The sequence below is a fragment of the Streptomyces sp. NPDC015127 genome, assembly GCF_043080095.1.
Classification (GTDB): Bacteria; Actinomycetota; Actinomycetes; order Streptomycetales; family Streptomycetaceae; genus Streptomyces.
In genome coordinates, this window is sequence record NZ_JBIBVE010000001.1 from 188,613 (window position 1) to 207,821 (window position 19,209).

Sequence of the window (19,209 nt, forward strand, 5' to 3'; positions counted from 1 at the left end):
AGTCGGCGGAGCCGGTCGCGCCGGGCCGGCGGGACCCAGGCCGCGCGCCCGGTCGTCCCGGGGCCCCGACCGGCTACGCCGACGCCGTGGTGAGGCGGGCGCGGGCGTGGGTTGCGGCTGAGGGGTCCCAGCCCTGGTGGGGGACGGACGCGAGCAGCAGTTGGGTGTACGCGTGCTGGGGCGCGCTCAGCACCTGGGTCGTCGGGCCCTGCTCGACCACCGTGCCGTGGCGCATCACGACCGTCTCGTCCGTGATGTGCTGCACCACCGCCAGGTCGTGGCTGACGAACACCAGCGCCACTCCTGTCCCCTGCCGGATCTCTTCGAGGAGTTCGAGGATCTGGGCCTGGATCGACACGTCGAGTGCCGCGACGGCCTCGTCCAGGACGAGGATCCGCGGATCGACCGCGAGTGCGCGGGCGATCGCGAGGCGCTGGCACTGTCCGCCGGACAGCTCGTGCGGCTTGGCGTCCGCCTCGCGGGTCCCCAGACCGACCTGGTCCAGCAGCGACCGTATGCGGGAGTCCGCCGCGTCGTGGCCGTGCAGGCGCAGGGCGGTGCGCAGGCACTGGCGGGAGGTCAGCCGGGGATCGAGGGAGACGTAGGGGTCCTGGAAGACCATCTGGATCTCCCGGGCGCGGGCCAGGCGGTCGCGGCGTGAGCGCCGGCCACGGGCCGCCGCCGCGCGGTCGCTGCCGTCGACCGTGATCGTGCCGGCATCGGGCCGTACCAGTCCGGCGAGCATGCGGGCCACGGTGCTCTTGCCCGAACCGGACTCGCCCACGATGCCGACGGATCCCCCGGCGGCCACGGTGAAGGAAACCTGGTCCGCGGCGGTCAGCCTGCCGCCTCCGGGCAGTCGGTAGGTCTTGCGGAGTCCGTCTGCCACGAGCAGGGGCGCGGGCTCCGGGGGGCGTGTGCCGTTCACGATGTGCTCCTGAGGGCCGGTGCGGACGGTCGTACGGGATCGGCGGGCTCGCCCGCGGGCAGCTCCGGAAGACGGCGGCAGGCCGCGCTGCCGCCGCCGGGGACGGGGAGGGGCTCCGGCGCCCACGTCTCGCACTCAGGCTCGGCATGAGGGCAGCGAGCGGCGAACGGGCAGCCGGTGAAGCCGTCCGCGAGGGACGGCGGGCGGCCGGGGATGGGGTGCAGGGCGCGCGAGTCGCCCAGCTCCGGTGAACAGTTCAGCAGTCCGCGGGTGTACGGGTGGCGGGCGTCCGTGAAGAGCCGCCGCGCCTCCTGCTGCTCGACGACGCGGCCCGCGTACATCACGTACACGCGGTCGCAGTAGGCGGCGGCCAGGTGCAGGTCGTGGGTGATGAACAGCATGCCGAGGTCCCGTCGGCGGCCGAGCTCCCGCAGCAGGGCGAGGATCTCGGCCTGGGTGGTGACGTCCAGGGCGCTGGTCGCCTCGTCGGCGAGCAGCAGATCGGGCTGCGCGGCGAGCGCTCCGGCGATGACGACGCGTTGGAGCATGCCGCCGGACAGCTCGTGGGGGTGCTGGCGGACGCGCCGCTCGGGGTCGGACAGGCCGACGGTGTCGAGCAGTTCGACGGCGCGGGCGCGGGCGGCCCGCTTGTCCGTGTCGCCCGTGCGCACGAGCCGTTCGACGAGGAAGTCGCCGATCCGGCGCACGGGGTTGAGCGCCGAGCGGGGGTCCTGGTGGACCATGGCCACCGTCCGCGCCCGGTGTTCGCGGAGCCGGGCGTCGGTCATGGTCAGCACGTCCGTGCCGTCGATCACGACCCGTCCCCGGGCCGTCGCGCCGTCGGGCAGGATCCGCAGCACGGCCTTGGCGGTGGTGGACTTGCCGGAGCCGGATTCGCCGACGAGGCCGACGACCTCGCCCGCTCCGACCCGGAGGGACACATCGGCGAGCAAGGGGCGGGCCGTGCCCGGGAGTTGCAGGGCCAGGTTCTCGATGTCGAGCAGCATGGTGCGGCTACCTCCTGGCGCCGAGCCGGTCGGCGGCGCGGACGCCGACGACGTTGAAGGCCACCACGACGGCGGCGATGGCGGTGCCCGGGACGAGCGCGGGGAGCAGGGCGCCCTGGACGATGGCGGCCTGCCCTTCCTGGACCATCAGCCCCCAGTCGGAGCTGGGGGGCTGGGCGCCGAAGCCGAGGTAGCTGAGGGTGGCGAGGCTCATCAGGGCCTCACCGAACAGCACCACGAGATAGCCGGTGATGGAGCGGGCGAGGTTGGGCACGAGGTGGCGTACGCAGATCCGCGCGCCGCCCATGCCCTGGACCCGGTAGGCGTCGATGTACGGCTTCGACCGCTCGCTGAGCGCCACGCTGCGGGTGTACTTGGCGATCGTCGGGGCGAAGGCCAGCCCGAGACCGATGACGGACGTGGTCATCCCGGTGCCGAACACGGCGATGATCAGCACGACGAACAGCAGGCCCGGGAAGGCGTACATGACGTCGGTGGCGCGGGACACCAGGGCGTCCACCCAGCCGCCGCGCCACGCCGCGAGCGTGCCGAGCGTGACGCCGAGGACGGCGGCGAGTGCGAGCAGCAGGACGGGGGCGATCAGGCTCGTCCGCGCTCCGTGGAGCACGCGGGACAACAGGTCCTGACCGGAGGCGTCGGTACCGAGGAGGTGGTCGCCGCTGGTGCCGGCGAGGGACGACGAGAGGTCGACGGCATCGGGGGCGTACGGCGCGAGCAGCGGGGCGAACACCGCGGCCAGGACGACGAGTCCGAGGAATCCCGCTGCGGCGGCCGCGCCGAGGGGGCGTCGGGTGTGCCGGCCCGCGGGGAGCAGGGTGCCGGCGGGTACGGCGGTCATGCGGGGCTCCTCACGTCCTTGAGGCGTGGATCGAGCAGGGGGTGCACGAGGTCCACGAGGGTGGTGACCACGACGTAGCAGGTGACCATGAGCAGCAGGACCGCTTGGGCGACCGGGAAGTCGTGGCTGTTGATGGCGCCGACGAGCAGGGAGCCGATGCCGCTCAGCCCGAAGACGGTCTCGATGGCGACCGTCCCGGCGAGCATGCCGGCGGTGACCAGTCCGCACATGGTGACGATGGGGCCCAGCGCGTTGCGCAGGACGTGCCGGCGGACGATGTCCCGCTCGGGCAGGCCGGAGGCGCGGGCCACGGCCACATGGTCGGCGGCGTCCGCGTCGGCCATGGCCTGGCGGGTGACCCTGCTGATCACGGCGAGCGCTCCGAGCGCCATGGCTGTGGCGGGCAGGGTGAGGTGGTGGATCGTGCCGGCGAATCCTTCGCCGCTGCCGGTGACCGGGAACCAGCCCAGCTGGACTCCGAAGAGCGCGACGAGAGCGATGCCGCCGACGAAGGACGGGACGGACGCGGACAGGGTGGTCGCGCCGACCACAGTGGAGTCGACCCAGGTGCCGCGGCGGACCGCGGCGAGCACTCCGGCGCCGACGCCCAGCACCACGAACAGCACGGTCGCGTATCCGACGAGGGCCAGCGTCGTGGGGAACCGGGTGGCCAGCAGGTCGGAGACCTGATCGCTGTACTGGAAGGAACGGCCGAGGTCGAAGTGGAGGCAGTCCCAGAGCCAGCGGCCGTACTGGACGACGAGCGGTTCGTCGAGGTGGTACTGCTCGCGGACCGCGGCCAGGCGCTCGGGGGTGAGCTTGTCGCGGCCGCCCGCCAGGAAGACGGCGGGGTCGCCGGGGGCTGCGTACACGGCGGCGAAGATCACGAAGGACGCGGCCAGCAGGGTGGCGAGCAGTCCGGCGAACTTGCGGCCGATGCGGACGATCATGACGGCTCAGCCCCTCTTCGCACCGAGCTCTGCGGCCCAGGGGTAGTAGAGGTACGCCATGGAGGCGGGCGGGCCGGTCAGCTTGTCGTCGATGACGAGAGCGGTGGGCATCTGGGCGATGGGGATCCACACGGCGGCGTCGCTGAACTGCCGCTGGACGTCGGTCACCAGCGCGGCGCGCTTCTTGTCGTCCAGCGTGCGCAGCGCCTCCTCGACCTTGCTGTCGTAGGCGGGGCTGCGGAATCCGACCCAGTTGTTGGAGCTGTCGGAGACGCCGTTGTCGTAGAAGCCGATGGGGTCGCTCTTGGAGATGTACCAGTCGGCGACGAGGACGTCGATGTCGGCCCGTGCCTGCTTGTCGCCGTAGAACTCGCCGTACTCCGCGGACGGGACCGTCTTGATCTGGCCCTTGAGCCCTATCTGCTGGAGGGCGGCGCGGACGGCGTTGGCGATGACCAGGCGGCCCTGGCTGCTGTCCGTGCCGATCACGATCGGCCCGTCGGGGGCGGCGTCGGCCTTCGCGACGAGCTCCTTGGCCCGGGCGATGTCGGCGGCGTCCGGGTGGGCGGGGGCGCCGGTGAGCTGCTTCTGCGCGGCGGCGAAGGCGGCCTTCTCGTAGCCCCAGGCGCCGGAGCCGACGGGGGTGGCCCAGGGCTCGACGAGGCCGCCGTAACCGGACTTGGCGATGCCCGCGCGGTCCAGGGCGAGGGAGAGCGCCTTGCGGACGTCCGGGTCGGAGAGGCCGCCGCGCTCGGTGGGGATCAGGGCGAGGGCGGCGGTGCTCGGGCCGTAGTGCTGGTCGAGGCCGGGCTTGCCACGCAGTGCAGCCGCGGTGCCGATGGAGTCGGCATAGGTGCCGTCGGCCGCGCCGGTGCGCAGCGCGTTGACCATGGCGCTGTCGTCGGCCCAGCGGAAGACGACCTTCTGCGTCAGGGGCTTCTTGCCCCAGTAGCCGTCGTGCCGGGTGAGGGTGATCGACTCGCCGGACTTCCAGTCGGTCAGCCGGTACGGTCCGGAGCAGGCGTCGGGCCGGCCCGGGGTGCCGAAGTCCTTTCCGGCCTGCTCCACCTGCTCGCGGTTGTAGACGAGCCCGGCGTCGCCGGCGAGGGCCTTGGTGAACAGGGCGTCGGGCTGCTTGAACGCGATGGTGATCTCACGGTCGCCGGTCTTCGTCATCCGGGCGACGTTCTCGAACTCGTCCGACTGCTCCATCTCCGGGTCCGCGTGGCGCTTCAGGCTGTAGAGGACGTCGTCGGCGGTCATGGCGGAGCCGTCGTGGAAGGTGACGCCGTCGCGCAGGGACAGGACGAGGGTGGTCGGGTCGGGTCTGGCGGCCTTGCCGACCAGGGAGGGCCGGACCGTCATGTCGGGCTGCAGCTGGTAGAGGCGCTCGCACACATTGGTGAGGACGGTGCGGCCGGCACTGCCGCCCTGGGTGTCGAGGTCGAGCGAGTCCGGTTCGTCCTCCAGCAGCCAGTTCACCGTGGGGACGGCGCCGGCGGCATCGGCCGTGGTGGGGGTGAGTTCGAGCCGGGCGGCGTCACCGGGGGTGCCGGTGCCCGCCGGCGTGGTGTCGGCGCCGCTGCACGCGGCGGTGAGGGCCATCGCGCCGGCGAGCGAGACGGCGGCGAAGGATGTCGTGAGCTTCATGGCAGGGCTCCTGGGCGGGGGACGGGAGGGCGGAGACGGCGTCAGTTCGGGCGTGGGGCCGTCAGTTCGGGGCGTGGGGGCCGTCGTAGAGGTTCCACGGGAGATGCTCGTAGTCGTGGTCGCAGGGGGTGCCGGGGGTGACGTGGTAGTCGCCGGCGGTGAGGTCCACGCAGGAGGACACGAGCGTCTTCCACTGCTTGATCCGGGGCTTGCGCGGGTCGCTGTGGGTGCACAGCGACTCCGGGAAGCCGAGGTGGTCCGACATGGCGTGCTTGATGAGCTTGCGGGACTCGTCCGCGCCGGTGGATTCGCGCAGCCGGCGCAGACCCTCTTCGGCGCGGGGAACGCGCACGAGCGAGTCGGCGGCCAGGGGCCGGTAGTGGCCGGCCAGGGCGGCGGGGACACCCGCCTGGTAGTGGTTGCCGTGCACGAGCAGGCCGTCGGACGGATACATCCAGCCGTGGCCCTGCGGGGTGGTCTCGAGGTCGATGGCGAAGCCTTCCCGGCAGGTCAGCAGCGCGTTACTCGCGATGTGGGCGCGGGTGCGGCAGAGCTCGTCGAGCGCGTCGGTGACGGTGGACTGGTCGAGGACGGTGCGGCGGACGACGGTCTGGGGCAGTCCGACGGTGTCGTCGAAGCGTCCGCCGAGGCCGTTCGCATTGAGGGCGATGCCCGCGGAGTTGGCGCCCTGGCGGCCGATCTGTCCGGCCTCGACCTGCATGATCAGGGTGGGCCGTGGCGGCTGGACGATGCGGAGCATGACGACGGTGTCGGCGACGCCCGCGCGCCAGTCCCAGTTCTGCCCGGCCCAGACGTGGCCGTCGCCGCTGGCGGGGCCGTAGGCGGCGAAGGAGGTGCAGCCCTCGGCGGGCTCCTCGTCCTCCCGCATCTGCGCGAACGAGTCGTCGTAGATCACCTCTCCCCTGGCATTGAGCGCCAGGATGTCGAGGAGGTCGAGTCCGGCGCCGTCGGCGATGCCCCGCATCTCGTCGAGCAGGTGCGGTGCGTAGTCCCGGACGGGCTCCTGCCAGCGGGCGGCCCGGGCCGTGACCTGCTGCCAGGTGAGGCCGGCGGACGAGCCGAAGGCCTCGGAGTAGTAACCGACGGCGGTCTCCAGCTGGGCGCGGACTGCTTCGCCGTACTGCCGGCCGCGCTGGAGCGGGGTCCCCGAGACTTCGACGAGGGGGATGCTGTGGGTCATCGGGCGCTCCTGGGGACGGACGGAGAGGGGTGCTGTAATGTTCATTTCGAGAACGCGGATTCCTGGAACGGAATGCTCACGATCGTAACGACGGTGACGTAGGAGTCAAGACCTGTAATGAAGAATCCAGAATCGGGCAGCGCCGCGCCGGGCGGGCTCACCCGCCTGCGTGCCACGGTCCGCGACCTCTGGGACGAGCTGTCCGCCTCCGAGCGGACGGTCGCCCAGTACCTCGCGAGCGCCCCGGCGGAGAAGATGATGTTCGCCAGCGCCCAGGAGCTCGGGACCGCGAGCGGCACCAGCAACGCGACCGTCGTGCGGGCCCTCCAGCGCCTCGGTTACGCCGGCCTGCCCGCGCTCAAGCGCGAGCTCGCGGCCGACTTCACCTCGGCCGTCGCGCCCGAGGTCCGTCTCCAGCAGCGCATCGCGCACGTCGGCCGCGACCTGGAGAACATCTGGAACGACGTCTTCGACGAGACCCAGGACCGCATCGACCAGTGCCGCCGGCTCACCGGCACGGAGGCCCTCCAGCGGGCGGTCGAGGCGCTCGCCGACGCCCGTGAGGTGTTCTGTTACGGCGTCGCGGCCTGCGAGCTGGCGGCGCGCCACCTCGCGCTGGCGCTCGGGCGCATCGGCCGGCGCGCGCGGTTCGTGGGGGCGACGGGGTTCGCGCTCGCCGATCCGCTGCTCTCCCTGGCGCAGGGCGACACCGTCGTCATCTTCCAGCCCGGACGTCCGCTGGCCGAGCTGACCGTCCTGGTGGAACGGGCGCGGTCGGTCGGCGCCAAGGTCGTCTTCGTCACGGACGAGTTGGGCGAGGCCTTCGAGGACCGCGTCGACGCGATCCTGACTGCGCCGCACACCCCGACCGGGATCACGAACGAGGCGCTCACCGGACTCGTCGTGGCCGACGCACTGCTACTGGCGCTCACCACGCTGGACGAGACACGCGCGGTCGAGCACTCGCACCAGCTCACGGCCCTGCGCGAGCAGCTGCTCTCCTCGCCCCGGGACCAGCGCACCCGCCGCGCCTGACGAGCCCGCGGGGCGGGTCCGGGCGCCGGGCCCGGTCGGCTCGGCCCGGCCCGGCCGGGAACGTCCGCAGTTCCACTCCGGCCCCGGCCAGATCGTCAGGCGAACGCGGCGCGGCCCCGTGGAGCAGGGGCCGCGCTCGCCAGAACCCGGCAGCGCCGGGCCGGTGGCGCCCCCGCGGCGTGGCCGCCCGCCCCGTTCCGGCCCGTTCCTCGGCTGGGCCCGTCCAACGGCCGCCCCCGGCCCCTACTCGGCTCCGCCAGTCCGTTCCGGACGGGCCAGGCCCTTCGGCCACGGCCGCCGCGGCCGGTCTCCGCCCGCTCCCGACGTGCCCGGTCAAGTCCGCCACCCGGCCGGTCGTCCCCGCTCCCGGGCCGCCGGGGCCCAGCCGCCCCGACCTGCTCCGGTCAAGTCCGCGGCCGGACGATTGACCCTCCCCCGCCCGGCCCCGCCCTCGGCTCGGCTCGGCCCGCCCAACGGCCGCCGCCGGCCCGGGGCCCGCCACCACCCGCCCCGACCCACCCCCTCAGTCCTCCCCCGGGCGGTCCTTCCCAGGGGACGGAGGCGTGTCCGGGGGCGGCGGGGCGGTGTCGTTCTCCGTCTCCTCCGGGGGGATCCGGCCCGCCTCCGGGCCCGTGCCCGGGCCGATGCGGATCTCGAACGCGCCCGCGTACCTCTCGTGGCCCGCGATCACCGCCGACTCCACCGCCTCCTCGGCGATCTCGCCGCGGACGATCAGCGGGTCCTGGCGCAGGTCTCGCATGAGGGCCACGCACATGCCGATCATCACCAGCACGAACGGGGCCGCGACGAGGATCGTCAGGTGCTGCAGGCCCGCGAGCGCGTCGCCCTTGCCCTCGCCGACGAGCAGCATCACCGCCGCCACCGCTCCGGTCACGACGCCCCAGAAGACGACGACGAGCCGGGCCGGTTCGAAGGTGCCCTTCTGGGACAGCGTGCCCATCACGATCGAGGCGGCGTCCGCGCCCGAGACGAAGAAGATGCCGACGAGGATCATCACCAGCAGGCTCATCGTGCCCGCGATGGGGAACTCCTGGAGCACGCCGAAGAGCTGGCCCTCCGGCGTCGTCTCCTCGCCCAGCCGTCCCGTCTCCTGGAGCTTCATCGCCGTGCCGCCGAAGACGGCGAACCAGACCAGGCTGACCGTGCTCGGCACCAGGATGACGCCGCCGACGAACTGACGGATCGTACGGCCGCGGCTGATGCGCGCGATGAACATGCCGACGAACGGCGTCCACGAGATCCACCAGGCCCAGTAGAAGACCGTCCAGCTGCTGAGCCAGTCCGCGACGTCACCGCCGCCGGTCGCCGCCTCCGTACGGCCCGCCAGTTGCGGCAGGTCGCCGACGTAGGAGGCCAGCGACGTGGGCACGAGGTCGAGGACGAGGATGGTGGGCCCGGCGATGAAGACGAACAGGGCGAGGACCACCGCGAGCACCATGTTCGTGTTGGACAGCCACTGGATACCCCGTTCGACGCCGGAGACGGCCGAGAACACGAAACACACCGTCAGCACCGCGATGATGGAGATGAGCAGTCCGGTCCCGGCCGCCTCCATCCAGCCCAGTTCCCTGAATCCGCTGCCGATCTGCAGCGCACCGAGGCCCAGGGACGTCGCGGAGCCGAAGAGCGTGGCGAAGATCGCGAGGATGTCGATCACGCGGCCCGGCGCGCCGTCGGCGTTCTTCTTGCCCATCAGCGGCTCGAAGACGGCGCTGATGTTCTGCCGCCTGCGCCGCCGGAACGTGCTGTACGCGATGGCGAGGCCGACCACCGCGTAGATCGCCCACGGGTGCAGGGTCCAGTGGAAGAGGGTGGTGGCCAGGGCGGTCTGCATGGCGTCCGCCGAGTCGACGGGATCGGTGCCCGGCGGCGGTGTCGTGTAGTGCGCGAGCGGTTCGCTGACGCCGTAGAACATCAGGCCGATGCCCATGCCCGCGCTGAACATCATCGCCACCCACGACACGGTCCGGAACTCGGGCCCCTCGTGTTCCTGTCCGAGCGGAATCCTGCCGTAGCGGCTGATCGCGAGCCACAGCCCGAAGACGACGAAGCCTGAGGCGGCCAGGACGAAGGCCCAGCCGCCGTTGTGCATCAGGCCGTTCAGCAGGGTGTCGGAGGCGCTCTCCAGCGTTTCGGTGAACGCCGATCCCCAGACCACGAACGCGAGCGTGAGGACGGCCGTCACCCCGAAGACCACCCGGTCCGTGACGGCCGGGCGGTCCTCGTGCGGGTGGCGGCCGGGCAGCGCCGCCCTGACCGGATACCACAGCCGTTTGCGCGGCTTCTGTTCCTCGTGCGACACGGGGGCACCTTTCACGAGTTCACGGAGTCCGATTGCACTCCCCGCTACCCCCTACCACACCAGCCATTCAGCTCCTGGGATCAACAGGCGTCAACAGGTGTCCCCTCGGTCAGGTGATAGGCCGCGCGGGTGTCGAGCAGCAGCGGGACCAGTGCGCGCTGGGACTGCCGCAGGGGCACCACGGCGCCTTGTCCGTCGGGCCTGGCCGCGACGCCGTGCAGGGCCAGTTCGTCCTTCACCTCCGCGTACTGGGCGGCATCGAGGCGGTAGGCGCAGGGCGGGTCCTGGAGGGTCTCCTCGGGTGCGGCCGGGTCGTTGTCGGCGCCCCCCAGGTAGACGGGCCCGCGGTCCGCGAGGCCGGCCAGCCGTGCCGTGGCGGTGGCCGCCTCGATCCGCCCCCGACGCTCGTCGCTGAAGGCGAACAGCCCGTCCAGAGCGGCGAGTTGGCTGTTCACGCGCCGCCGGTTGTTCACCGCCGCGTCCGCCTGCTCCTCGGGCGTCAGCGCGTCGACGCGGCTCTCGATCAGCAGTCCGACCGCGTTCTTGATGCCGGTCGCGTTGCGCAGGATGCGTTCCTGGCCGTCCCCCGCGGTCTGCTTGACCGGTTCGCCGGTGACCGGGTCGGTCCAGATGCCGTACGTGCCGGTCGAGTAGCCCTCGTGTCCGGCGGCCGGGCGGACGTAGTGGGCGGACAGCGTCCGGGCCTCCCGGTGGACGGCGTCGTGGGTGTTGAGGTTGCGGGGCCAGAGGTCGAACAGATCCTTGTCGTAGTAGGGAGGTGTGGCTCCGTACTCGTGCAGGTCGTAGACGACGTCCGGGCTCCGGTCGCGGATCACGGCGGCGATGGCGCGCCCCTCGGCGGTCCTCAGGGCGATGTGGTCGCGGTTGATGTCGACGCCGTCGGAGTTGCCGCGCGTGTCGGCGGCCCGGCCGTCGGGGTTGGCGGTGGGCAGCACGAGGAGGTGGGTGCGGGACAGCAGGTGGCGGGTCGCCTCGTCCCTGGCGTACGCGAGGTCGCGGACGGTGGTCAGACATGCCTCGCGGCCGGAGGGTTCGTCGCCGTGCTGACTGCAGATCAGCAGCACGGTGTGGGGGGCCTCGCGGTTGCCGAGGTGGACAAGCTGGAGCGGACGGCCCTGCTTGGTGGCGCCGATCCGTTCGACGGACACGTCGGGGCTGTGCCGGTCGACGGCGGCGAGCAGCGTCTGCTCCTCGGGCTGGGTGGTCCAGCGGGCTCCGTTGCTCGTCTCGAAGCCGGTGCGGGGAGGGCCGGACGCGGCCTGGGCGGGCGCGGTGACCAGTGGTGCGGCGAACGCCGCGGCCGCGCCGGTCAGCAGGAGGGCGCGCAGGCCGGGGATGCGGAGCACGGTTCGGGTGCGGGGCGTCATCGGGTGCTTCCTCCGGGGATCGGACGGATGGGGCGCGGGCCGGCGACGCCTTCGGAGCTGTGGCCTCGCGCGCCGGGACGGTCGGCGGACGGAGCGGTGGCGCGGGCGAAGGCGGCGGCTCCGCCGACAAGGGGCAGGTCCGCCGTGGTGCGGGCGAGATCGAGGGTGAGCCGCGGGGTGGTGGCGGGCGGGTCGATCAGGTTCCGGTCGGTGCCGGCGACGATCAGGGCGAGCCGGTGCCCGGCCGGGACGACGTGGTCGCTCGCGTGCAGATCGAGGGTGACGGTGTACGGCTTGCCGGGGGTCAGCGGCCGTCCCTCGGCGTCGGAGGCGTGGTTGCCGAGGTCGGCCCAGCCGCGGCTGAAGATCGTGTGGCCGACGTCGGTGGTGTCCGCCTTCGTCTCCTTGAAGCAGGAGCTGTCGCCGGCGGTGCTCGCGCCCCAGCAGGTGCGTGCGGCAAGGGTGGTGATGCCTTCGCCGGATGCCGCGTAGTTCCGGATGGTGGCGGGCCCGAGGTCGACGAGCACGGCGGTCAGGTGTGCGCTCGTGGTCGAGGGCGTGGCGGTGACGGTGACCTTGCCGGAGCCGGACAGGCGCAGGTCGCGGGCGAGCGGGCCGGTGACGAACCCGGCCTTGGCCGAGGTCGTGGTGTCGACGGCCGCGGCCCAGTCGGTCTCGTCCTGCGCGGGGTCGTCGGTGAACGTCTCGGTCGCGCCGGGGCGGGCGGGGTGCAGCGACAGCGTGCCCACGCCGGGAGCGGTGCCGTTGCCCGGGCGCAGCGAGGTCGTTGCGGTGCCTCGCGGGGGCCAGACCCGGTCGGTGGACCACTGGTCGGGTGCGTGCTCGATGTCGGCCATCGGTTCGCGGTCGATGCCGTTGTCGACGCCGAGCAGGTAGTGGTCGAACCAGCGGTGCAGGGTGGAGACCCAGGCGCCGCGCCGGAAGTCGAACGGGTCGACGTGGCCGGTCTGCGAGAGCCAGATCCTGCGCTCGACGCCGTTCGTGGCGAGCGCGTCCCACCACTGGCCGACGTGCTTGGCCCGGACGTTGAGGTCCTGCATCCCGTGGACGGCGAAGACGCTGGCCCGCACCTTCCCCGCGTCCGGGACGTAGTCGCGCTCGGCCCACAGCGGGGTCAGGTCGCCGCTGCGCGGGGCGCCGTCGACGAGGCGCTGCTGGACGGCCTGGCAGCGCGCCCGGGCCTCGGGCGTCTCGACGTATCCGGAGAGCCAGTCCGGGCCGGAGTCGTACAGCGGGGCGCCCTTGGCGAAGTAGTAGTCGTACCAGGAGGAGATGGCGCCGATCGGGACGATGGTCCTCAGCCCCTTGACTCCGGTGGCGGCGACGCCGTTGGCGATGGTGCCGTCGTAGCTCTTGCCGATCATTCCGGTGGCGCCCGTGGTCCAGTCGGCCCGGGCGCGCTCGCCGCCCGTACGGGCGGTCCAGCCGTGGGCGCGGCCGTTCAGCCAGTCGACGACCGCCTTGGCGGACTGGATGTCCGAGCGGCCCCCGACGTCGACGCAGCCGTCCGACCGATTGGTTCCGGCCAGGTCGACGGCGACGAAGGCGTAGCCGCGCGGGACGAAGTAGTTGTCGTAGTACAGCGGGAACTGGACGGGGTCGCCGTTCTCGTCGTAGGTCTTGCGCTGGCTCTCGTTGCCGCGCCCGCAGCAGGAGTAGTACGGGCTGGCATCCATGATCACGGGGATCTTCCGGCCCTGACGGGCCGTCTCGCGGGGGCGGACGATGTCGACGGCGACGCGGTCGGTGCGTCCGTCGCCGTCTCCGTCGAGCCGGGTGTCGACCCAGACCGACTCGCGGATCGCGTTCTCGTAGGAGTAGACGGGTCTGCTCTCGCGCGGTGGCGGCGCGCCCTGCGCGCCCGCGGGGATGCCCACGGCCAGCAGGGCGGCGGAGGCCGCGAGGACCAGCGATCTGTACGTCAGGCGGGTGGCCCGCACAGGTATCGGCATGGGCCGGAAGGTACTCCCGTCAACTGCCGTGCAACAGGGGGCAGTCGGCGGGACGCTCGCCGCCGGCGCAGCGACGCGCCGGGCACGCCCGGCCGTTCGCCCAGGACCGTGCATGCCGGGCGTATGGCCATCACGTGAAAGGCCGAGCTTCGCTCCTGACCGGCGGCACCGGCCGTGCGTAGAGTCCAAGCGATCGTTGGTCCCTACGACTTGGAGCTTTCGTGCACCGCAGACTCATCGTCCCGAGCGCGCTCGCGGCCACCCTTCTGCTGGCGATCCCGGCATCGGCCGCACACACGTCGATCGGGGCCCCGGGCATCGGCGACCCCTACTACCCGGCAGCCGGGAACGGCGGCTACGACGTCTCCCACTACGACCTGAGGCTCAGGTACGAGCCGGGGACCGACCTGCTGGAGGGGACGGCGACGATCCTCGCCACCACCACGCAGCGCCTGAGCCGCTTCAACCTCGACTTCGGACTGTCCGTGGGCGAGGTGCGGGTGAACGGCAGGAAGGCGGCGTTCGCGAAGAGCGGCGACCACGAGCTGGAGATCACTCCGGTGACACCGCTGGAGAAGGGCCGGCCGGTCTCCGTCGTCGTCCGGTACGCGGGCAAGCCGTCCGAGCTCAGCATCGGCGGCTACACCGCCTGGCACCGCACCCCGGACGGCGGGGTCGCCGCGCAGGAGCCCGAATCGGCGGTCTGGTGGTTCCCGAGCAACGACCATCCGCTGGACAAGGCGACGTACGACGTCTCGGTCGCGGTCCCCGACGGCACGCAGGCCATCAGCAACGGCGTTCTCGTCTCGCAGAGTTCGCGGCTGGGCTGGACGCGGTTCAACTGGCGCTCGAACAAGCCGCAGGCGTCGTACCTGGCGACGCTCGCCGTCGGCAAATTCGACATCACGACCGACAAGACCGCGGACGGGCTGCCGGTCCTCAACGCGTACAGCAAGGACCTCGGCGACAACGCGGGCGCGGCACGCGCCAGCATCGAGCGGACCGCCGAGGTCACCGAGTGGCTGACCGAGATCTTCGGCCCATACCCGTTCAACGCGATCGGCGGCTACGTGCCGAATGTGAAGAGCGGCTACGCGCTGGAGACGCAGACCCGCCCGTTCTACAGCCCGCGCCAGTTCGCGAACGGCGCCAACGTCTCCGTGGTCGTGCACGAGATGGCGCACCAGTGGTACGGCGACAGCGTCTCGGTGGACGGCTGGAAGGACATCTGGGTCAACGAGGGCTTCGCCCGCTACAGCCAGTGGCTGTGGTCCGAGAAGGAGGGCGAGGGCACGGCGCAGGAGCTGGCCGACTATGTGTACGCGACCCGTGCGGCCGACGACCCGTTCTGGACGGTGAAGCCGGGCGACCCGGGTCCGGACGACCAGTTCCACATCGCCGTCTACGACCGGGGCGCGCTGGCGTTGCAGGCGCTGCGGAACGAGATCGGTGACGAGGACTTCTTCGCGATCCTCAAGGGCTGGCCGGCGGAGCGCGCGTACGGGAACGCCACGGTGGGCGACTTCGTCGCGTACGCGGAGCGGATCTCGGGCACGCCGCTGGTCGCCCTGTTCGACACGTGGCTGTACGAGCCCGCGAAGCCGGCCGCGCCCGCGGCCGCCGGGGCGCGGATCGCGCAGAGCGACGCGGCCGAGCCGGTGCAGCCGAAGTCCTGGAAGAAGATCGCGGAGACGAACACGATCCACGACCACGGCGACGAGCACGAGCACGAGCACGCTCACTGACGGTGGTGGTACGGAGCCCCGCGGCCGAAGCGGCTGCGGGGCTCCGTTGCGGGATGCCCGCTCCGGCACGGACCGCACCACGAGGCCCGCGGGCGCAGTCCCCGGCGGAGCCTGCCGAGTCCGCCCGGCGCGACCGCACCGCGCCGGGCCGTCCACACTGTGGGAGCGCTCTCAGCACGGCAGGCCAGGAGGTTATCCTGAGCGGCGTCAGGGCTCGCAGCCGACGGAGCAGACACGAGGAGCGCCCGCCTTGCCCGAGCAGACCGCAGGGTCCCGTCCCACGCTCGAAGCCGTCGCCGCGCGCGCCGGGGTCTCACGGGCCACGGCCTCCCGGGTCGTCAACGGCGGTGCCGGAGTGCGGGCTCCCCTGGTCGACAAGGTGCGGCAGGCGGTCGAGGAACTGGGGTACGTGCCCAACCACGCGGCCCGCACCCTGGTGACGCGGCGCAACGGCGCGGTGGCCGTGATCATCGCCGAGCCGGAGTTCCGGATCTTCTCCGACCCGTTCTTCGAGCAGCAGGTGCGCGGGATCAGCCGCGAGCTGACCGCGCACGACGCGCAGCTCGTGCTGCTGTGGGTGGAAGGTCCCGGCGACCACGACCGCATCGCCCGCTACCTCGGCGGCGGCCACGTCGACGGCGCGCTCGCCTTCTCGCTGCACAACGACGACCAGCTGCCCGCCGTGATCGGCCGCGCCAGGATCCCCACCGTCTTCGGCGGCCGTCCCGCCACCGGCTCCGGTTCCCAGGTGCCGTACGTCGACTGCGACAACCGCGGCGGGGCCCGCGAGGCCGTGCGCCATCTGGTCTCGCTCGGGCGCACGCACATCGCCCACATCGCGGGGCCCCGCGACCAGACGTCCGCGATGGACCGCGTGGACGGATACCGCGACGTGCTGGTGGACGCCGATCCCGGGCTGCTGTGCCAGGGCGACTTCACCGAGGAGAGCGGTGCCCGCGCGATGGCCGAGCTGCTGGAGCGGCGCCCGGACGTGGACGGTGTGTTCGTGGCCAACGACCTGATGGCGTCGGGCGCTCTGCGGACGCTGCGTGAGCGGGGCGTGCGGGTGCCCGAGGACGTGGCGGTCGTTGGCTTCGACGACATGGCGTCCGTCGTCGCGACGACCCGGCCGGCGCTGACCACCGTGCGCCAGGACATCGAGGGCATGGGCCGGTTGATGGTCCGGCTCCTGATGCGGCAGTTGAACGAGGGCGGGAGCGACACCCCCGCGTCCGTCATCACCCCGACCACGCTGGTGCGGCGGGCGTCGGCCTGACCTCCGGCACCCGCCGCGTCCCTCCGCCCTGTCAGCCGAAGGGGATCACCAGCACGGACTTGTCCGTTCCGGTCTGGAGCCGGGACGTGCCGTTGCCGATCGCGCTCCACACCTCCAGCCGTACGGTGCCGCCGGCCATGTTGCCGAGAGTGCCGGTCGCCGACTTGAGCCCGCGCGACTGTGCGTACTCCTCCCAGCCCGCCACGGGGTCGGTGGCGAAGTAGTGGTAGGTCTCGGTCCGCTCGAAGGTGCCGTCGCCCGTGAGGTCGTAGCTGACCCGGGCCTGCTGGCCGAGGCCGACCGTGGTGCCCGCGTCCACCGGGAGCCGGAAGGCGGTCGAGGCGCCGGACGTGAGCGTGCCGGTCACGCCGCGGACCTCGTAGACCAGCGGCCGGTACGGGGTGCCGTCGTGGTTGGCGCCGTCGGCGGACGGGATCGTGTCGCTGCCCGCCGTGCCGCCGGTCGCCGTGGTCAGGGTGCCTCCGCTGCGCAGCTGGTACGTGTTGCCCGCCGGCGGCTGGGGGTCCGGGTCGCCCCCGCTGCCGGTGCCGGTCGCGGTCGACCGGGCCGGTACGGTCAGCGTCCTGCCGTCGGAGAATGTCACGGTGCGGGCGGTCGCGCCATGGTTGTGCGCCGCGTACGTCCGTACCGTGCCCTTGGTGAAGACGGCCGAGGTCGGGATGTCCCCGGTCACGGTCGGGTCCGGGGCGCCGAGTGTGTCCAGCGTGGCGATCCAGTGGTACGTGTGGGCCTTGGACTCGCCCTGCTCTGGGGTGTAGCCGGCGTGGCCCGCGTCCCACTTCGACTTGGCGGCCGCCGGGTCGGCGAGCGACTGGAACTCCCAGAGGATGTCGCGCCATTCGACGGCCGGGCCGCCGTTCTCCCGCTCCATCTCGGCGATGTTGCGCCGGATCGCCGCCTTCTCGCCGCCGAGGTGGAGTGAACCGCCGGTCACGGGGAGCACGTTGATGCCGTGGATCTCCTCGGGGTTGGCGGTCCACCAGGTGGCGTACGCGGCGCCGCTGCCCCACACCATGCCGGCCGTGTCATGGCCGAAGGAGCCGGGGAAGACCTGCTCGTCGGCGTCGAACCAGTACTGCGCGATCGACTCCGCCTCCGTGGTCAGCAGGTAGGAGCCGAGGTCGCGCAGCGCGGTGTCGCCGGTCGCCGAGCCCCACAGGACCAGTGCGGCACTGAGATTGGTGGACTCCGACGACGACTCCTGGTTGTTGCCCGCCGCGAAGCCCTGGTGGCCCGACGCCCAGCTGTGGCCCGCGTACACGTCGAAGCCGCGCAGGAAGGGGAAGGCGGTGTCGGTGCGGCTGGGGTTGGCGGTGTCCCTGACCAGGGTCTTCACCATGCCGCCCCACGCGGAGTCGGCGGCCCACGCCTGGTCGTACTGGGCGACGACGGCCGCCGCGTAGACGTAGTAGCCGTAGTGGAAGTGGTGGTCGTTGAGCTCGGTGTCGCTGCCGTAGGAGGCCGGGTAGCCGGTCAGCGTCCGCCAGTTCTTGTCGTACGAGAACTCGGCCGCGCCGCCCGTGGTGAACCACTCCTGGAGCCTGCCCTTGATCAGGCCGATGAGCCGGTCGCGGACGGCGCTCTCGCCGATCTGGTCGGCGACGGGCACGAGCTGGGCGAGGCGGCCGAGCGCCTTGCCGGTCCAGTAGGTGTCGGTGGCGCCGGAAAACGGATCGGAGGCGTTCACCACCTCGTTCAGGTACCCGCGCAGCCGCGCCGTGTCCACGCCGCTCGACCTCGGCAGGGCGGGGAGCACGCCGGACGCCTTCTGCGAGGTGGTGAACGAGGCACCGTCGCGGACCTTCATGGTGCCGCGCGGCGAGACGTACGTGTACGGGGTGAGCGGGTCGGTGGTGTGCAGCCACTGGTGGCGGTACAGGGCCTGGAGCGTGCCGCGCTCGGTGCCCTCCTTGGCCTCGGTGGTGAGCGAGTACGTGGCCTTCACCGTGCCGCCGGTGCTGCTCCAGGCGACTTTGGACCCGGTGACGAAGCTGTAGGCGTACTTCTTGTACGTCGCGAGCGCGTCGGTGGAGGGCAGGACGGCGAGGGAGAAGTAGTCCTTGCCGCCCAGACCCGCGCTGATCGTGGACCCGGAGACGTTCCAGTCGCTGCCGGTGGGGGCGAACAGGGCGTAGTGGTGGCCCGCGACAGTGATGCCGAGGACGTTGCCCTGGTCCGCGAAGACGGTCGGGGCGGCGGCCGTGGTGATCTGCGCGTTGGCGCCGGTGCCCTTGGCGTACACGAAGGGCAGGCCGTGCCCGATGGTGGTGCGCAGCGTGCGGGTGCCGTCGGACCAGTAGGGGGTCACGGTCCAGTCGGACCAGTCGTCGGCCTTGGTGTCACGGGAGTTGAGGCCGGCGAGGCCGATGGTCAGATCCCGCTTGTGGGCGAACTCGTACTGGCGGCCGTCGCCGACGATCGCGGCGCTGGTGGGGTACCCGACGTCGAGGCCGCCGGCGGTGGCCTGGTAGGTGAGCGGGTGGCCGTACATGGGGGTGGAGTACGGGTTGTCGCCGTAGCGCTGGAAGGCGAGGGAGGACCACCAGTCGTTGGTGGGCACCGGCCGGGACGAGGCGGCGGCGGTGACCTTGGGGGTGACCGGTGTGCCGGTGTCGGTGGTGGGGCCGGACGTGCCGGCGGGGCGGGTGTCGGAGTAACTGCCGGAGCCTACGGGGACGGTGGCGGCGGCCGCGGGTGCGGCGGCGGGGCCTAGTCCGACGGCGGCCAGGGTGGTGGCCAGGACCAGCGCGGCAGCTGGTCCGGTGCGGGGGGCTGGCATGGACGGCACCTCACGTCATCATGGATTGGGGGGCCGAGAGCGCTCTCAGATGGGCGCAACGTAAAACTCCTGAA

The 19,209-nt window shown here is 72.3% G+C and carries 13 protein-coding genes; 3 read left to right on the plus strand and 10 right to left on the minus strand.

Features of this window, described 5'->3' with window-relative positions:
• Positions 1-73: 73 nt before the first annotated feature.
• The 6 genes from ACF08N_RS00815 to ACF08N_RS00840 all read right to left on the minus strand — a co-directional run bounded on the left by ACF08N_RS00815 (position 74) and on the right by ACF08N_RS00840 (position 6,595).
• Positions 74-928 carry an ABC transporter ATP-binding protein gene (locus tag ACF08N_RS00815; protein WP_392322380.1) on the minus strand — a complete coding sequence of 285 codons (855 nt, stop codon included), beginning with the start codon at positions 926-928 and terminating at the stop codon, positions 74-76.
• A complete protein-coding gene (locus tag ACF08N_RS00820) occupies positions 925-1,935 on the minus strand; it encodes an ABC transporter ATP-binding protein (RefSeq protein WP_392322381.1) in 1,011 nt (336 codons plus the stop codon). Before ACF08N_RS00820 ends, ACF08N_RS00815 begins: the two co-directional genes overlap by 4 nt.
• Positions 1,936-1,942: 7 nt before the next feature.
• Entirely contained in the window at positions 1,943-2,794 is an 852-nt protein-coding gene (locus ACF08N_RS00825; RefSeq protein WP_392322382.1) for an ABC transporter permease, read from the minus strand.
• Positions 2,791-3,744 (minus strand): ABC transporter permease, encoded by a 954-nt coding sequence (locus tag ACF08N_RS00830; protein WP_392322383.1) that lies wholly within the window; start codon positions 3,742-3,744, stop codon positions 2,791-2,793. The genes ACF08N_RS00825 and ACF08N_RS00830 overlap by 4 nt, the downstream gene beginning before the upstream one ends.
• 6 nt (positions 3,745-3,750) lie before the next feature.
• Positions 3,751-5,394 carry an ABC transporter substrate-binding protein gene (locus tag ACF08N_RS00835; RefSeq protein ID WP_392322384.1) on the minus strand — a complete coding sequence of 548 codons (1,644 nt, stop codon included), beginning with the start codon at positions 5,392-5,394 and terminating at the stop codon, positions 3,751-3,753.
• Between the two features lie 61 nt (positions 5,395-5,455).
• Positions 5,456-6,595, minus strand: a complete 1,140-nt coding sequence (locus tag ACF08N_RS00840) for a C45 family autoproteolytic acyltransferase/hydolase (RefSeq protein WP_392322385.1) — start codon at positions 6,593-6,595, stop codon at positions 5,456-5,458.
• A gap of 117 nt (positions 6,596-6,712) precedes the next feature.
• Here ACF08N_RS00840 and ACF08N_RS00845 point away from each other — a divergent pair, with 117 nt between their 5' ends.
• The gene (locus ACF08N_RS00845) at positions 6,713-7,630 is read left to right on the plus strand and encodes a MurR/RpiR family transcriptional regulator (protein WP_392322386.1); all 918 of its coding nucleotides are present in this window, start codon (positions 6,713-6,715) and stop codon (positions 7,628-7,630) included.
• A gap of 523 nt (positions 7,631-8,153) precedes the next feature.
• Here ACF08N_RS00845 and ACF08N_RS00850 read toward each other — a convergent pair.
• The 3 genes from ACF08N_RS00850 to ACF08N_RS00860 all read right to left on the minus strand — a co-directional run bounded on the left by ACF08N_RS00850 (position 8,154) and on the right by ACF08N_RS00860 (position 13,314).
• Positions 8,154-9,920, minus strand: coding sequence for a BCCT family transporter (locus ACF08N_RS00850; protein ID WP_392322861.1), 1,767 nt, complete (start codon positions 9,918-9,920; stop codon positions 8,154-8,156).
• Between the two features lie 113 nt (positions 9,921-10,033).
• Positions 10,034-11,341, minus strand: coding sequence for a M14 family metallocarboxypeptidase (locus ACF08N_RS00855; RefSeq protein WP_392322387.1), 1,308 nt, complete (start codon positions 11,339-11,341; stop codon positions 10,034-10,036).
• Positions 11,338-13,314 carry a Xaa-Pro dipeptidyl-peptidase gene (locus ACF08N_RS00860; RefSeq protein WP_392322388.1) on the minus strand — a complete coding sequence of 659 codons (1,977 nt, stop codon included), beginning with the start codon at positions 13,312-13,314 and terminating at the stop codon, positions 11,338-11,340. The genes ACF08N_RS00855 and ACF08N_RS00860 overlap by 4 nt, the downstream gene beginning before the upstream one ends.
• Positions 13,315-13,535: 221 nt before the next feature.
• Between ACF08N_RS00860 and ACF08N_RS00865 the strand changes: the two genes are divergently transcribed.
• Entirely contained in the window at positions 13,536-15,059 is a 1,524-nt protein-coding gene (locus ACF08N_RS00865) for a M1 family metallopeptidase (RefSeq protein WP_392322389.1), read from the plus strand.
• Between the two features lie 250 nt (positions 15,060-15,309).
• Positions 15,310-16,335 (plus strand): LacI family DNA-binding transcriptional regulator, encoded by a 1,026-nt coding sequence (locus ACF08N_RS00870; RefSeq protein ID WP_392322390.1) that lies wholly within the window; start codon positions 15,310-15,312, stop codon positions 16,333-16,335.
• Between the two features lie 31 nt (positions 16,336-16,366).
• Here ACF08N_RS00870 and ACF08N_RS00875 read toward each other — a convergent pair whose 3' ends face one another.
• Positions 16,367-19,135, minus strand: coding sequence for a glycosyl hydrolase (locus ACF08N_RS00875; protein ID WP_392322391.1), 2,769 nt, complete (start codon positions 19,133-19,135; stop codon positions 16,367-16,369).
• Between the last annotated feature and the right edge of the window lie 74 nt (positions 19,136-19,209).